At 71.4% G+C, this 15,819-nt stretch carries 10 protein-coding genes and 1 pseudogene; 5 read left to right on the top strand and 6 right to left on the bottom strand.

The window, feature by feature from the left end:
* Positions 1–31: 31 nt before the first annotated feature.
* The 5 genes and pseudogenes from ACIB24_RS23005 to ACIB24_RS04880 all read left to right on the top strand — a co-directional run.
* A pseudogene (locus ACIB24_RS23005) lies at positions 32–484 on the top strand (sarcosine oxidase subunit gamma); the annotation flags it as partial.
* Positions 485–535: 51 nt separating this feature from the next.
* Complete coding sequence (locus ACIB24_RS04865) at positions 536–1,762, top strand: MFS transporter (RefSeq protein WP_398275942.1); 1,227 nt, start codon at positions 536–538, stop codon at positions 1,760–1,762.
* A gap of 64 nt (positions 1,763–1,826) precedes the next feature.
* On the top strand, positions 1,827–2,204 hold the full coding sequence (locus ACIB24_RS04870) for a DNA polymerase ligase N-terminal domain-containing protein (RefSeq protein ID WP_398275945.1): 378 nt from the start codon (positions 1,827–1,829) through the stop codon (positions 2,202–2,204).
* Between the two features lie 46 nt (positions 2,205–2,250).
* Positions 2,251–3,102 carry an alpha/beta fold hydrolase gene (locus tag ACIB24_RS04875; RefSeq protein ID WP_398275948.1) on the top strand — a complete coding sequence of 284 codons (852 nt, stop codon included), beginning with the start codon at positions 2,251–2,253 and terminating at the stop codon, positions 3,100–3,102.
* A gap of 27 nt (positions 3,103–3,129) precedes the next feature.
* Entirely contained in the window at positions 3,130–4,026 is an 897-nt protein-coding gene (locus tag ACIB24_RS04880; protein ID WP_398275951.1) for an aminotransferase class IV, read from the top strand.
* 7 nt (positions 4,027–4,033) lie between these two features.
* Here ACIB24_RS04880 and ACIB24_RS04885 read toward each other — a convergent pair whose 3' ends face one another.
* The 6 genes from ACIB24_RS04885 to ACIB24_RS04910 form a co-directional block, all read right to left on the bottom strand.
* Entirely contained in the window at positions 4,034–4,741 is a 708-nt protein-coding gene (locus ACIB24_RS04885) for a sulfotransferase-like domain-containing protein (RefSeq protein WP_449619054.1), read from the bottom strand.
* The gene (locus ACIB24_RS04890; protein ID WP_449619052.1) at positions 4,738–7,224 is read right to left on the bottom strand and encodes a GcvT family protein; all 2,487 of its coding nucleotides are present in this window, start codon (positions 7,222–7,224) and stop codon (positions 4,738–4,740) included. The genes ACIB24_RS04885 and ACIB24_RS04890 overlap by 4 nt, the downstream gene beginning before the upstream one ends.
* A gap of 100 nt (positions 7,225–7,324) precedes the next feature.
* Positions 7,325–8,278, bottom strand: coding sequence for an ABC transporter substrate-binding protein (locus ACIB24_RS04895; RefSeq protein ID WP_398276766.1), 954 nt, complete (start codon positions 8,276–8,278; stop codon positions 7,325–7,327).
* A 79-nt stretch (positions 8,279–8,357) separates the two neighbouring features.
* Positions 8,358–10,343: an ABC transporter permease gene (locus ACIB24_RS04900; protein ID WP_398275957.1), complete on the bottom strand. Its 1,986-nt coding sequence runs from the start codon at positions 10,341–10,343 to the stop codon at positions 8,358–8,360.
* Positions 10,343–11,344 (bottom strand): glycine betaine/L-proline ABC transporter ATP-binding protein, encoded by a 1,002-nt coding sequence (locus ACIB24_RS04905; RefSeq protein ID WP_398276769.1) that lies wholly within the window; start codon positions 11,342–11,344, stop codon positions 10,343–10,345. Before ACIB24_RS04905 ends, ACIB24_RS04900 begins: the two co-directional genes overlap by 1 nt.
* Positions 11,345–11,618: 274 nt before the next feature.
* Positions 11,619–15,815: a PAS domain S-box protein gene (locus tag ACIB24_RS04910; RefSeq protein WP_398275960.1), complete on the bottom strand. Its 4,197-nt coding sequence runs from the start codon at positions 15,813–15,815 to the stop codon at positions 11,619–11,621.
* Between the last annotated feature and the right edge of the window lie 4 nt (positions 15,816–15,819).

Genomic DNA, 15,819 nt, shown 5'->3' on the forward strand with positions numbered 1-15,819 from the left:
GACGCCCGGCACTCCGGCCGCGGGCGCCGTCCAGGGGGCCCTGGGCTTCGCCCTGCCCGGCCCGAACCGGGCTGCGACCCAGGCAGATCGGTCGGCCCTGTGGCTCGGTCCGGACGAGTGGCTGCTGCTCGGCCCCGACGGCGACGACCTCGTCGCCGTGCTCACCGAAGCCGTGACCGGCGACGAGCGCGCCTCGGTCGTCGACCTGTCCGCCAACCGCACGACGGTGCGGCTGCGCGGGACCGCCGCGACCGCCGTCCTCGAGAAGGGCTGCGCCCTCGACCTGCACGCCCGCGCGACCACGGTCGACGAGCCCGGCCAGAGCTGGTGCGCGGTCACCCTGCTCTCGCGGCTGAACGTCATCCTGCAGAAGCCCGGCGACGACGAGTACCTGCTGCTCGTGCGCCCGTCGTTCGCCGGCTACCTCGCCGACTGGCTCCTCGACGCCGCCCACGAGTTCGCTCACCCTCCCGCAAACCCCTGATAGCGAGCCCCCATCGGGGGCGATGCGGTGGTCACCGGGAGTATGAGCGGCGTGCAGCGGTATCTCGCCCTCCTGAGGGTCCCCGGCGCCCTGGTCGCGTTCGTCTCGGCGACGGTCGCCCGGTTGCCGATCTCGATGGCCACGCTCGGCGCCGTCCTGCTCGTCCAGGAGGCGCGCGGTTCGTACGCGCTGGCCGGGGCCGTCACGGCCTGCTTCGCGCTGGGATCGGCGGTCGGGACCCCGTTCTGGGGGCGGCTGCTCGACCGGCACGGGCAGGCCCGGGTGCTGGCCCCGCCCGCCCTGATCTCGGCGGTCCTCCTCGTCGCGCTGGCGCTGGGCGCCGTGGGCGGCATGCCTGCCGCCGGGCTGGCCGGGCTGGCCGCGGGCGCCGGAGTGAGCTTCCCGCCCGTGTCACCGGCGATGCGGGCGGCCTGGCAGGGCCTGCTGCCCGCCGAGGACGACCGGCAGGCGGCGTACGCGCTCGAGGCCGTGGCGATCGAGATGGTCTTCCTGCTCGGGCCGCTCGTGCTGTCGCTCCTGCTGGCCACGACCCCTGCCGAGGTGCCGCTGATCGTGACGGCCGTGCTACTGGCGGGTGGCACCCTCGCGTACGTCTCGACGTCGGCGTCGCGGGCGGTCCGCCCGCACAGGCCGGTCGGCGAGGACGTTCCGGCGGGGCCGCGCCTGTCGCTGTTCCGGAGCCGGGCGGTCGTCACCGTGCTGGCGTCGGGAGCGTTCCTGGCGGCCGGTTTCGGGGGGCTGGACGTGGCGGTCGCGGCGACGGCGCAGGGCCTGTTCGGGCACCGCGAGCTGCTCGGCGTGCTCTACCTGGGCGTCGCGGGCGGCAGTGCCCTGGGCGGCCTCGTGTACGGGGCGCGCACCTGGCCGGGTTCCGACTGGCAGCGGCTGCGGTTCGTGCCCTCGGGCGTCGCCCTCGGCATGCTGCTGGCCGCCGGGTACGCCGCCTGGCTCACCCCCACCGACTCGCCGGCGGTGGCCGCCGTGGTGGCGGCCGTCGTCCTGTTGTCGACCGCGGGCGTCTTCATCGCGCCCTCGACGATCATCCAGCAGAACCTGGCCGACGCCCACGCCGGGAAGGGGCGCGGCGGCGAGGTCCAGTCTCTGTTGAGCGCGGCCATCACGGCCGGGGCGGCCGGTGGGACGGCGGTCGCGGGCGTGCTCGTGGACGCCGGCGGGGCGGCACTGTCGTACGGCGGGGCGGCGGTGGCGTTCTTCGGGGCGGGCGCGGTGACCCTGGCCCGCGGACGCCGAGTGTGAGTCGTGGGCGCCGCACTCGGCGTTCCGGAGGCGGTTCCGGTGCCTCAGCGTCACACTCGGCGGGGTGAGCGACGACCGTCCGGTGTTCGTGCTGCACGACCACCGCAAGCCGCGGCCGCACTTCGACCTGCGCCTGGAACAGGGCGGCGTGCTGCGCTCGTGGGCGCTGCCGCGGGGCCTGCCCGATTCACCCCGGCGCAACCGGCTGGCGGTCGCCGTGCCCGACCACGAGCTGGAGCACGCCACCTACACCGACGAGCACAAGTTCATCGCCGACCACGGGTGGTGGGAGCTGGAGGACGCCGACGACCACCGGTTCGTCTTCGTGCTGCACGGTGAGCGGAGGGCGGCCCGCTACGCGCTCATCAAGACGGACGCCGACTGGCTTCTGCACCTGACCAAGGACCAGCCCGGGGCAGGGGCTGGCACGCCGGGGTCGTAGGGGCAGCACCCTCGTACGCCCGCGTGCGCGTGAGCATGCTCGGGGTGTGAGGAACGTCAGGATCTACGGCCTCCTGGCCGTCACGTTGATGGCCGCCGGCTGCTCGTCGGGTTCGGGGGCCGGGACGACGCCGGGCCCCTCGAGCGCGTCGGCGGCACAGCCTGCGGTGGTCGGGGCCGTCACGGCCCACGTCGCCGGGCGGACCGTCTCCGGCCACTGTCGAGGCGTCCAGAAGGGGCGTCCCGCCATCATTCTCGAAGCCGGCGACGGATCCGGGCAGAGCCAGCTGCAGGCCCTGGAGGAACACTTCGCCGCCACCACGCTGGCCTGCTCGTACGACCGGGCCGGCATCGGGACCAGCAGCCCGCCCGCCACGACGCCTCGTCCGCTCGACGACCTGGTCGCCGACCTCGACGCCTTCGCCGCGGCCACCCCGCTGCGCGGACCGTTCGTGATCGTCGGGCAGTCCCTGGGCGGGAACATCGCGCTGCGGTACGCCGAACTGCACCCCGACCGGGCCGCGGGCTTCGTCGCGATGAACCCCGTGCCGCCGGCGACGGCCTACCTGCCGCGGGTGCACAAGGTCGAGAAGCCGACGGAGTACCAGGACGAGGTGGCGTTCTACGCCGGGGACAACGACGAGAAGGTCGACCTGCGGCCCAGTTCCGAGCTCACCGGCACGCTGCCCGGCTCCCTGCCCTACGCGGTGATGTTCGACGAGGACTGCGACGGGGACAGCGCCTTCTGCGCCACCGTCCTCCCGTCGCTGACCACGACGCTGAAGGAACTGGCCGCGCTCGGTGACGGTGGCCGGTTCGTGCGCGCCCCCGGGGCCGGTCACGAACTGTTCCACGAGGCCTCCGACCTGGTGTACCGGACCGTCGACGGCCTCGCCTGAACCGGCGCCGGGGGGCATGATGGCCGGGTGCTGCAGAACTACGACGAGCGCAACGCGGATGTCCGGTACTGGGTGAACGGGGTGCTGCGGCACCGCGACGAGCCCGGGCTCTCGCCCTTCGACTCGGTCGTCCAGGGCGGCGACGCGGTGTGGGAGGGGCTGCGCCTCTACTCCGGCAAGATCTTCGGGCTGACCGAGCATCTCGACCGGCTGCGGCGTTCGGCCCTGGCCCTGGGTTTCGTCGACATCCCCAAGCACGCCGAGATCGTCGACGCGGTGTCGGCGACGCTGCGCGCCAACGGGATGACCGACGGCGTGCACATCCGGCTCACCCTGACCCGCGGCGTCAAGGTGACCAGCGGGATGGACCCGCGGTTGAACCAGGCCGGGCCCACGCTGATCGTGCTGCCCGAGCACAAGGCGCCGGTCTACGACACGTCCGGGCTGAGCCTCGTGACCGCGAGCGTGCGGCGGCCCGGGCCGGCGGTGCTCGACCCGAAGATCCACCACAACAACCTGCTCAACTCGATCCTCGCGAAGCTCGAGGCGAACGTGGCCGGGGCCGACGACGCGATGATGCTGGACGAGCGGGGTTTCGTCGCCGAGACCAACGCCACCAACCTGTTCGCCGTCGTCGACGGCGCGCTGCACACGCCGACGTCGGCCGCCTGCCCCGAGGGCATCACCCGGGCGACGATCCTGAAGATCGCGCCCTCCTCGGGCCTTCCCGTCGTCGTGCGGGACATCTCTCAGGCCGAGATGTACGCCGTGGACGAGGTCTTCTGCACCGGGACGATGGGTGAGGTCGCAGGGGTCACCCGCATCGACGGCCGGCCGATCGGCAACGGTCAGGTCGGCCCGGTCACGCTGCGGGTGGCCGCGCTCTACCGCGACCACGCCGCGACCCACGGAGAACCCGTCTGACCCCCGCTCAGACCAGCCGCTGCGCCGCGAGTTCCTCGTAGTACGGCCGAGCTTCGTCGATCAGGTGCCGCAGGCGCTCGGGGACGACGGTCGCCCCGGTTCGCGGGGCCGCGAACCCGGTCGACGACTCGACGCCCGCGTACCAGTACTTCGCCCACACCCCGTCGGTGTCGCGCGGCCCGGGGGCCCAGCTGAGCATGGACTCCTGGAACGGGATCTCGAGCGCCTCGCACAGGGCGGCGAGGGCGCCCCGGGGGTCGGCCAGCAGCGCGTCGGCGTCGACGACCGGGCCCGGGTGCTCGCGCCAGATGGCCACCTGCTGCGCGAAACCCAGGTCGGCGAGCGTCGGTTCGTCCCGGACCTGCGCGTACGAGGCCACCACCTTCGCCGGGTCGCGGATCAGGTAGGCGTGCCGGCAGGCGTCGAACCACTCCTCGTCGGGCCGCGTGAGCAGGTGGTGCGTCATGTGTTTCACGTACTGGACGGTCACTCCCGGTGGCAGTGGGGCCAGCAGCCCGGCCACGACGTCGGCCCACTCGGTCGGCTGCGCGGCCAGCACCTCGTCCCGGCCGGGGTGCTGCAGGCCGGTTCGCGCCAGGTAGTAGGCGTACATCGGCTCGTCCACCACGACCGTGTCCGACCGGGCCCCGAACGAGCGCAGCATCGCGGTCGAGATGTTCCGCGGGCCGGACCACATGGCGACCCGGGTCATCAGAGGCCCCGGATGCGCTTCATGTCCGGGTCGACCAGTGGTTCGGCGCTCACGGTGGCGGGCAGTCGCCGGTCGAACCAGCCGATCGTCAGTTCCGTTCCGACGGAGGCGAGTTCGGCGGGAAGCCAGGCGTAGGCGATCCCGGTCCCGATCGTGTAGCCGTAGGCCGCGCTGGTCACGTAGCCGACGCACGCGTCGCCCGAGAACACCGGCTCCTTGCCGAGCACGATCCCGTCCCCACCCAGCTCGTCGCCGCGCACGGTGAGGCAGGTGAGCCGTCGGGGCACGTCGCCCTGGCGCTTCTCGGCGGCCGCCCGGCCCACGAAGTCGTCCTTGGCCAGGCGCACCGCGAAGCCGAGACCGGCCTCCCAGGGCGAGTGTTCGTACGTCATGTCGGTGCCGAACGACCGGTAGCCCTTCTCCAGGCGCAGCGAGTTGAAGGCCGCCCGCCCGGCCGCGATCAGGCCGTGCTCCTGCCCGGCCGTCCAGATCGCGTCCCACAGGGTGAGGCCCTGGTCGGCGGTCGTGTACAGCTCCCAGCCCAGCTCCCCCACGTACGACAGCCGCAGCGCGGTGACCGGCACGGTGCCGACATGGAACTGCGCGCCGCGGAAGTACTTCAGGTTGTCGTTCGAGAGGTCGAAGTCGGTCAGCGGCTGCAGGACCTCGCGGGCCAGCGGGCCCCACAGGCCGATGCAGCAGGTCCCGGCGGTGATGTTCTCGACGGTCACGTGCCCGCCGAAGTCGCGCGCCCGGCGCACCAGGGCGTCGAGGTCGAGCGGGCCGTTCGCCCCCACCTGGTAGTGGGTCTCACCCAGCCGGGCGACGGTGACGTCGGAGTGCACACCGCCGTCCTCGTCCAGCAGCAGGCAGTAGGTCACCGCCCCGATCGACTTGCCGACCGACCCGGTGGTCACGTGCTCGAGGAAGGCCGTGGCGGCCGGGCCGGCCACCGACAGGCGGGCCAGCGCGGTCATGTCGTACATCGCCACCCGCTCGCGGGTCACCTGCGCCTCGGCCGCGGCGATCGGCGACCAGTGCTGGGCGGCCCAGGCGTCCGGCGAGGGCACCGAACGTCCCTCCAGGAGAACGGAATTCGCCTCGTACCAGTGCGGACGCTCCCAGCCGGCGGCCTCCAGGAAGTACGCCCCGAGCTCGACCTGCCGGGCGTGGAACGGCGAGCGCCGCATCGGGCGCGGCTTCACCATCGGCTCCAGCGGGTGCTTGATGTCGTAGACCTCGACGAAGTTCTGGCACGAGCGTTCCAGAACGTAGGCCGGCGCCAGCTGGTGGTTCTCGAACCGGTTCACGTCGCACTCGTGCAGGTCGAACGAGGTGCAGTGACCGTCGACCAGCCATTCGCTCACCGCGCGGGCCACGCCCGCCGAGTGCGTCACCCAGACGGCCTCGGCCACCCAGAAGCCGTCGACGTCGCGCGAGGGCCCCAGCAGCGGCATGTCGTCGGTGGTGAACGAGAACAGGCCGTTGATGCCCTCGGCCAGCTGCGCTCCGCCGAGATCCGGCAGCAGCGACTGCGACTGCGCCCAGGCGGGTGCGAAGTCCTCCGGCGTGAACTCCAGCACCGACGGCATCACCGGCGCCGCCTCGGGCGACAGGATGGAGTCGACCGTGACCGGCATCGGGTCGTGCCCGTAGAAGCCGATACCCACGGCGTCGAAGCGGTCGCGGTAGTAGAGGTCGGCGTCCTGGTGCCGGACGATCGGCCGTGCGCACTCCGGCCCCCCGGCGTCCTGCGCCAGCCCGGTCATCGACGGCACCGGCCCGGTCCAGGCCAACTGGTGGCCCAGGGGCGTCAGCGGCAGCGACATGCCCACCATCCCGGCCACCTTCGGCCCCCAGATGCCCGCGCAGCAGACGACGAGGTCGGCGGTCAGGTCACCGGCGGACGTCCGCACGCCGGTGACGCGAGAACGGCCGTCCGGCAGGGATTCCCGCAGTACGTCGAGCACCTCGGTGCGGTCGAGCACCCGCACCCCGCGCGACTCGGCCAACCGCAACTGGGCCAGCACCGCGCGCACGGCCTTGGCCAGGCCGTCGGTCGGCACGTGCAGCCCGCCGAGAACCTTCGAGCGGTCGAGCAGCGGGTAGAGCTCGACGCACTCGTCGGGCCCGACGACCCGCGCGTCGAGCCCCCAGGACGTGGCCCAGCCGCACCGGCGGTGCAGCTCGGCCAGCCGTTCGGGCGTGGTGGCGACCTCGAGGCCGCCGACCTGCAGGAAGCACGGGTCGCCGTCCAGATCGAGCGAGACGAGCTTCTCGACGGTGTACCGGGCCAGCTCGGTCATGGTCTTCGAACCGTTGGTCTGGAACACCAGACCCGGTGCGTGCGAGGAGGATCCGCCCGGGGTGGGCAGCTCGCCCTGGTCGACGACGGTGATCCGGTCCCAGCCGCGGGCCGACAGCTCCTCGGCCAGCGCCGCGCCCACGACACCCGCCCCGACGATCACCACTTCCGGTCCGGTCACGGCCTTACCTCCTCGACCCCGCAACGACGTTCGCAAACCAGCATGCCCCCACCGACCGGTCGGCCGGTGGGGGCATGCTGTCGAGCTGCCTACCGGCCGGTCACGCCCCGGCGAGCCAGGCGTTGACCTTGTCGGGGTTGGCGTCGACCCACTTCTTGGCCGCGTCCTCGTCCGACATCTTGTCCTGGGCGATGTACTTGGCCACGACGTTCTGGTCGTCGTTGGTCCAGTTGAAGTTCTTGATCAGCGTCACGGCGGAGCTGTCCGAGTTCATGAACTTCGTCGAAGCGATCTTGTCCAGGTTGTAGAGCGGGTAGTCGCAGGCGACCTTGGCCGCGTCGGCGTCGCAGCCGGCGGTGTACGCGGGCAGCGCGACCTTCTTGAGCGGGACCTCCGACAGGAACCACTGCGGCTCGTAGAAGTAGCCGATCAGCCACTGCTTCTTCGCCTCGGCCTGCCGGAACGCGGTGATCAGCGCGGCCTCCGAACCGGCGTACACCACCTTGTAGTCCAGCTTCAGGTTCTTCACCAGCGCCTCGTCGTTCGTGACGTACGAGGGGTCGCCGTCCAGCAGCTGGCCCTTCCCGCCCGACTCCGACGTCTTGAAGTTCTTCGCGTACTTGTTGAGGTTCTTGTAGTCGAGGATGTCGGGGTGCGCCGCGGCCAGCCACGGCGGCACGTACCAGCCGATGATGCCCTTGTTGCCGGTCTGCCCCACCTCGACGGCCGTCTTCTGATCCTCGATGTACTTCTTCTTCAGGTCGTCGTGGCCCCAGTTCTCCAGGACGACGTCGACCTGGCCGGTGCCGAAGCCCTGCCAGGAGACCTCTTCCTTGAGGTCTTTCTTGGTGACGGTGCAGCCCAGCTTGGTCTGCGCGACGTAGGCGACGACGGCGGCGTCCGCCTCGTAGCCCACCCACGGGTTGACGGCGATGTTCAGGGCGCCGCACTTGCCGGCGGCCGACGCCGACGACTCCGCGTTGTCGATGTCACCGCCGCCGCAGCCGGCCAGGGCCAGCGCCGCGGCCACGGCGGCCGCGGGGATGGTCAGCAGCCTTCGGCTGCCTCGGTGTGTCAGTCGCACGGTGTGTCGTACCTCCTGGTCAGGCCACCGCAGACGGTGGCGGGCGTTCCTAACCGACCCGTTCCCGACGGGCGGCGGCATGGGTGATCTCGTTCAGCAGGACGCCGAGCAGCACGATGGCCAGGCCGGCGGCCAGGCCCTTGCCGAACAGCTGGCCCTGCGAGAAGCCCGAGACGACGTCGTAACCGAGGGCTCCGGCACCGACCAGGCCGCCGACGACGACCATGGACAGCACGTAGCAGATGCTCTGGTTCACGGCGAGCACGAGCGACGGCACGGCCATCGGCAGCTGGACCTTGGTGATCTGCTGCCAGGCCGTGGATCCCGCGGCCGTACTGGCCTCGACCGCGGACGGTGAGACGGCGCGCACGCCGTCTGCGACCACCTTGATCGCGACCGGAGCGCCGTACACGACGGCCGCCACGATGGCCGTGAAGCGGCTGGCGGAGAACAGGGCGAGGAAGGGCACGAGGTAGACGAAGGCGGGCATCACCTGGGCGGCGTCGAGGACCGGTCGCACCAGGCCGTCGACGGCCGGACTGCGGGCCATCCAGACCCCGAACCCCACTCCGAGCGCCAGCACGAGGAGGGCGCCCACGATGGTCGCCGCGAGGGTGGCCATCGCGTCCTGCCACACGCCCGTGCCGATCAGCAGAGCCAGCAGGGCGACGGTGGCGAGCGCCGTGCGCCACCCGGCCAGCAGGAGGGCCAGGCCGGCCACGGCCGCCATCACGACGAACCACGGGGACGACGTGAGCAGGTCCTGCAGCGGGTCGATCGAGACGAGCGTGACGAAGTTCTTGATGCCGCCCGTGACCCCGGAGGCGTTCAGCCCGATCCAGTCCGTGACCTGGCCCGTGTACCGGGCGATGTCGCTGCCGACGGTGATGTCGGTCCCGCCGACGGTCGTGGGGAACTCCGCCGCCCACAGGTAGGTCCGCGAGAGGTAGACGGCGACCACGGCGACCACGGCCCCGCCGCTCAGTACCCAGGGCCGCGCGGCCGCGGCCCACGCGGGCCGGTCCCGGGCGGCCTCGGCACGTCGGCCGGCGGCGGCGACCGTGCGGTCCAGCACGATGGCCAGCACGACGATCGCCAAGCCGGCGTTGAACGACGTCCCGACGTCCAGCGTCTGGAGCGCCTTGAGGACCGTCTTGCCCAGCCCCGGTGCGTCGATCAGGGCCGTGATCGTGGCCATGGCGAGGGCCGCCATGATGGTCTGGTTGATGCCCAGCACGATCGAGTGCCCGGCCATCGGCAGCTGGACCGTGCGCAGCCGCTGCCATCGGGTGGCGCCCAGCGACGTGGCCGCCTCGACGTTCGTGGGCGGCACGGTGCGGATGCCGTGGGCCGTGAACCGGATGACGGGTGCGATCGCGTAGATCACCGTGGTGATCGCGGCCGAGGCCGGGCCGATCAGGAACAGCAGCGTGAGCGGGGCCAGGTAGACGAAACTGGGCATGATCTGGAGGAAGTCGAGGACCGGTTCGAGGAGCCGGTGGAACCGTGGCGAGATCCCGGCCCAGACCCCCACCGGGATGCCGATGACGAGGCAGATGAGCACGGCGCCGGCCGTGGTCGCCAGCGTGTCCATGCTCTCGGTCCACAGTCCCTGCAGGCCGAGGAAGACGAACCCGGCGGCCGCCAGCAGCGCGGTACGCCAGGTGCCGACCGCGCCTGCGACGAGCGTCATCAGCGCGACCACGCCCAGCCAGCCGACCTGCGGCACCGGCCGCGGGAACACGGGCACCGAGACGAGGTGCTGCAGGAACGTGATCAGGCCGCCGACGGCGTCGCTGATCTGGTTCAAGCCGTAGACGAAGACCGGGTTGCTGTTGCGGTGCAGGCCGACCCAGTCGTTCAGGTCGTTGAGCCGTTCGTGCAGCCAGGTCAGGTCCGCGGGGGCCAGCGGGAGCGTCCAGCGGCCGGCCAGCGCGGTCGCCGCCACGAGCCACAGCAGGAGCACGCCGACCACCAGCGCCCCGCGGCCGGGCCTGCGCACCCCCTGCGCCGGCGTCGCGGCCACCGTGGCCACTAGGCGCTCTCCTCGAGCTTTCCCGCGACCACGGCGAGGATCTCCTCGTCGCCGACGATCCCCAGCAGCTTTCCGTCCTCGACCACGCGGATCGGCTTCTCGGCGGCCAGCACGGCCCGGGTCGCCTCCCGGACCACGACGTCGGGCCCGAGTTCGGGCCCGTCGAGCGGGTCGTCGTCCGTGGCCGGGCGCATGATCCACTTCAGGGTCAGGACGTCGCCCTTGGGGATGTCGCTGACGAAGTCGCGCACGTACTCGTCGGCCGGGGCGCCGACCAGTTCGTCCCCGGTGCCCAGCTGGGCCGTCCGGCCGTCGCGCATGATCAGGATCCGGTCGCCGAGCTTCAGCGCCTCGGACAGGTCGTGGGTGATGAAGACCATCGTCTTGCCGAGCTCGCGGTGCAGCCGGATGACCTCGTTCTGCATGTCGCGGCGGATCAGCGGGTCGAGCGCGGAGAACGGTTCGTCGAACAACAGCACGTCGGGGTCGACCGCCAGCGCGCGGGCCAGCCCGACCCGCTGCTGCATGCCGCCGGAAAGCTGCTCGGGGTAGGAGTTCTCGTAACCGGACAGGCCGACCAGCTCGATCACCTCCAGGGCCTTGGCGTGCCGTTCGGCCTTGCCCACGCCGCGGACCTCGAGACCGTAGGCGACGTTGTCGAGCACCTTGCGGTGCGGCAGCAGGCCGAAGTTCTGGAACACCATGGCGAACTTGTGCCGGCGCAGTTCGCGCAGTCGCTTCTCGTCGGCTCCGAGGATGTCCTCGCCCTCGAACACCACGCGGCCCGCGGTGGGTTCGATCAGCCGGGTCAGGCAGCGCACCAGGGTCGACTTGCCCGACCCGGACAGGCCCATCACCACGAAAACCTCGCCGGGCGCGACGTCGAAGCTCACGTCGCGCACGGCCACGGTGTTGCCGGTGCGCTGCATAAGGTCGCGCCGGCTCAGCTCGAGCAGCTCGGCGTTCCCGGGTACGGAGGCGGCCTTCGGGCCGAACACCATCCAGAGGTCACGGACGGAGATCGCGGGGGTCGCCGCCGCGTCGTCCGCGGGGGTCGTCGCGGCGGAACCGGCGCCGTCGGTCACGGCCGTCAACCCCTCACCTCCCAGTCGTGACTCACCGTCGTCGCGGTGAATCTAGGGCCTGAGCCCCGCGACCCGAGCGGCTGTTGCGCATGGCGCATCACGACTCAGGTGGTGAGACACACTGTGCCGGGGGGAGCCCGGCGTCAAGGGACGGACGCGTTTCGGTCCGGTAAACGTCGCCGGGAGAGGGTCAGGCGGGTTCGGCGGCCATGCTCTGGGCGAGCACCGCGGCCAGCTGCTCCTGCCGGACCGGCTTGGCCAGGTAGGCGTCCATCCCCGCGGCGGCACACGCCTCGCGGTCCTCCATCGTCACACTCGCCGTCATCGCGACGATCCGCGGCTGCTGCGCGGCGGGCACGTCGGACCGGATCCGCCGCGTCGCCTCGAGGCCGTCCATCACCGGCATGTGCATGTCCATCAGGACCACGTCGTAGGGGCCGGCGAGCATCGCGGCCAGCGCCTGCGCGCCGTCCCCGGCCAGCTCCACCGAGTGCCCGAGCTTGCGCAGCATCAGCGCCGCGACCTTCTGGTTCACGTCGTTGTCCTCCGCGAGGAGCACGCGCAGGCTGCTGCGCGGCGTCCTGGACTGGTCGTGATCAAGGAAGTTGTTCACGGCCTGCTGGGCGGGCAGGTTCGCCTCTGGTTCCGAGGGCCGTGAACAACTTCCTTGATCACGACCAGTTGGGGCGAGCGGGACCCGCTCCAGCACCCGGGCCAGGCTCTCCAGGAGCGCCGCACTGCGGGTGGGCTTCGTGTGGACGGCGGAGAAGAGGCGCTGGTCCTCGCCGAGCCGCATGCCGATGCTGGACAGCAGCACCAGCGGCAGCCGTCGTCCACCGGGCAGGGTGCGGATGCGGGCGGCCAGTTGCAGCCCGTCCATGCCCGGCATCGCCAGGTCGAGTACCGCGATGTCGTACAGGGAGCCCGCCCGCAGGTCGGCGAGGGCGGCCGTCGGTTCGGCGAAGTCGGTGCAGGCCATGCCCACCCGTTCCAACTGCAGGCGCAGGATCCGCCGGTTCGTGGCGTTGTCGTCGACGATCAGCACGCGGGCGCCCTCGAGCGTCGCACGCAGGGCGACCACCTCGGGAGCGGGGCGGGCGAGCGCGGACCGGCCGGCGTCGTCCAGGCCCAACCGTGCGGTGAACCGGAACGTGGAACCCGCGCCCGGCGTCGACTCCACCCAGATCCGGCCGCCCATGGCGGTGACCAGGGCGCGGCTGATCGCCAGGCCCAGACCGGTGCCGCCGTACGTGCGCGTGGTTGAAGCGTCGACCTGGCTGAACGACTGGAACAGCCGGTCCAGGCTGTCGGCCGGGATGCCGATCCCCGTGTCCTTCACCTCGAAGGTCAGGGTCACCCCGGGACCTGAGGCGTCCTGAGGCGAGTCCTCGGCGCGGGCCCGGTGCACCCGTACCAGCACCTCGCCCTCGGAGGTGAACTTCACGGCGTTTCCGATCAGGTTGGTCAGCACCTGACGGATCCGGGTCAGGTCACCGATCATTGTCGTCGGGAGGTCGCCGTCCACATCGCAGATCAGCTCGAGAGCCCCTGCGGTACCGGAGAACTGGGCCACGGTCTCCTCGACGACGTCGCGCAGGTCGAACGGCCGGCGTTCCAGGTCGAGCTCGCCGGCCTCGATCTTGGAGAAGTCGAGGATGTCGTTGATCAGGGCCAGCAGCTGGTCGCCGCTGCCCCGCATCGTCGTCAGCAGCTCCTGCTGCTCCTCGTCGAGCCGGCTGTCCAGCAACAGCCCGGTGATGCCGATGATGGCGTTCAGCGGCGTGCGGATCTCGTGGCTCATCGTGGCCAGGAACGCCGACTTCGCGGTGTTGGCGGCCAGCGCCTGGTCGCGGGCGTCGGTCATCGCCCGCTCGGCGGTGACCCGCTCGGTCACGTCGAGCGCGAGACCGCAGATGCCGTAGGGGTTCCCGGTCGCGTCGTAGAGCGGCACCTTGATGACGTCGTAGATCCGGCGGCCGGTCGGCAGGTCGGCCTCCTGCTGTTCGCGGAAGAACCCGTCGCGCAGCGCCACCCGGGTCTGCTCGGCCCAGGTCGTGGCCAGCTCGGGCGAGACCAGCTCCGCCGCGTCCCGGCCGAGCAACTCGGCCTCGATAACCCCGAACGTCCGCTCGTAGGCCCGGTTCACGAGCATGAACCGGTTCTCCATGTCGAGCACGAAGATCTCGGACTGGTTGTTCTCGATGACGGCCCGCAGCATCTCGGCGTGCCGGTCGCGTTCTTCCTCGGCCCGGCGCTGCTCGGTGACGTCGGTCATGATCGCGAGGCTGCCGGAGTACTCACCGTTCGCGTCACGCATGGGCGAGATGACCGTGCGCACGGTGACAAGTTCGCCGTCCTTGCGGATCGCCGTCCACTCGCAGTTCAGGACGTCGGTGCCGTCGGGCATCGTCGGGTCGGCGCCGTCCTTGACCGCGGCCGTGATGTAGGCCGCGCGAGCCTCGTACTGCTCGGCGGGGTGGTAGTCGAGGTACCGGGTGGTGCCGAGCATCTCCTCCGCGGTGTAGCCCAGCAGGTGCTCGGCCCCCTTGTTGAAGATGGAGATGCGGCCCTCGAGGTCGATGCCGACGATCCCGGTCGTCGTCGCCGTCGAGAGCAGCTGGACGAACAGGTCGCGCGCCTCGACGAGTTCGTTCTGGGCGCGGCGCAGGTCGGTGATGTCCTGGCCCGTGCCGCTCAATCGGGCCGGGTTGCCGTCGGCATCGCGCTCCAGCTGGCCCTGGGCCAGGAAGATGCGCTCCTCTCCGTCCATCCGGATCACCCGGTGCTCGATCTCGTACGGCTCACCGGTCGCGTAGACGCCTTCCAGCGCCTGGGCCAGCCTGCGGCGGTCCTCCTCCGGGAGGCGCTCGTAGTAGGCCTCCAGCGATGCCTCGAAAGCGTCGGGATCGGTGCCGAAGATCCGGTGCATCTGATCGGACCAGCTGATCGAGTCGGCGGCGATGTCGTAGGTCCAGCTGCCGAAGCCGGCGATCCGCTGGGCCTCGTCCATCCGCGCCCCCCGGGCCGCGATCTCCTCGTTCGCCGCCTCCAGGGCCGCCAGCTGGGTCACGGAGTCCGTCACGTCCTGGCCGGTGCCGGCGAGGCGGACCATGGTGCCGGCGGCGTCGAACTCGGCTCCACCGTGCACGTGGAAGATGCGGACCTCGCCGTCGGTGCGGACGATCCGGTGCTGCATCTCGTAGTTCTGCCCGTGCTTGAGGGCCTCGCCCACGGTCTCGTTCACCCACGTCCGGTCGCCCTCGTGGACGTAGCTCAGGTAGGTGTCGAGGGTGCCGTCGAAGGTGCCGGGGTCGGTCCCGAAGATCCGGTGCATCTGCTCGGACCAGGTGACCAGGCCGGTGGTGAGGTCCCAGTTCCAGACGCCGAAACCCGCGATCCGCTCGGCCGCCTCCATGCGGGCGCTGCGCTGGGCGATCTCCTCGGTGGCGGCCAGGAGCTCGGCCGTGGCCCGTTCCCGGTCGGTCACGTCCCGGGTGGTGGAGTAGAACTCGGTCACCGTCCCGGCGGCGTCGCGCACCGGGATCATCGACATCTCGAGGTAGTGCCACTCGCCGTCCACGTCGTGCATCCGGCCGACCATCAGGACGTTCTCGCCGGAGGCCACCCGCTCGACGGCGTCGACGAAGACATGCATGTCGTCGGGGTGCACCCGCCCCCCGAGCCCGTTGTCGAGGGCCTCGCTCGGGTCGACCCCGAGGATGTCCGTCACGGCCGGCGAGACGTACAGCGCCGAGCCGTCGAGCCGGTGCTGGGCGAAGATGTCGCGGGACTGCTCGATCAGCTGCCGGTACTTCGCCTCGGTGATCTGGAGTCGCTGGAGGATGAGCTCGCGTTCGGCCAGCCGCTCGGCGCGGGCCCGCAGTTCGCGGCGCAGCAGCAGCTGGGTCATCACCTGGTCGGCCAGGGTCTGCAGGACGCCCTGCTGCTCCTGCGTGATGTCGCCCGGCACGTAGTCGATGACGCACAGCGAGCCGAGCACCGGGCCGTCGGGCGAGCGCAGCGGGAAGCCCGCGTAGAACCGGATCTTCGGATCGCCGGTGACGTTCGAGTACGCCGAGAACCTCGGGTCGGTCGAGGCGTCGCGCACGATCAGGGGCGCGTCCTCGGCGACGACCCGGTCGCAGAAGGCGATCTCGCGTTCGGTCTCGGTGAAGTCCAGGCCCGTACGCGCCTTCAACCACTGGCGCTGCCGGTCGATGAACACGACCGCGGCGGAGGGCGTCCCGGCGACCGCGGCCGCGGCGTCGGCCAACGCGTCGAAGGCCGCCTCCTCGGGCGTGTCCAGGATGTCGTACGTGTCCAACTCGTCCAGCCGTCTCTGCTCTGCCGCGGCTGTTTCGGGCCCGTCGAAGGTCTGTTCCTCCACGTCG

This window comes from Spongisporangium articulatum, from assembly GCF_044465595.1.
In the GTDB taxonomy this organism is placed as follows: domain Bacteria; phylum Actinomycetota; class Actinomycetes; order Actinomycetales; family Kineosporiaceae; genus Spongisporangium; species Spongisporangium articulatum.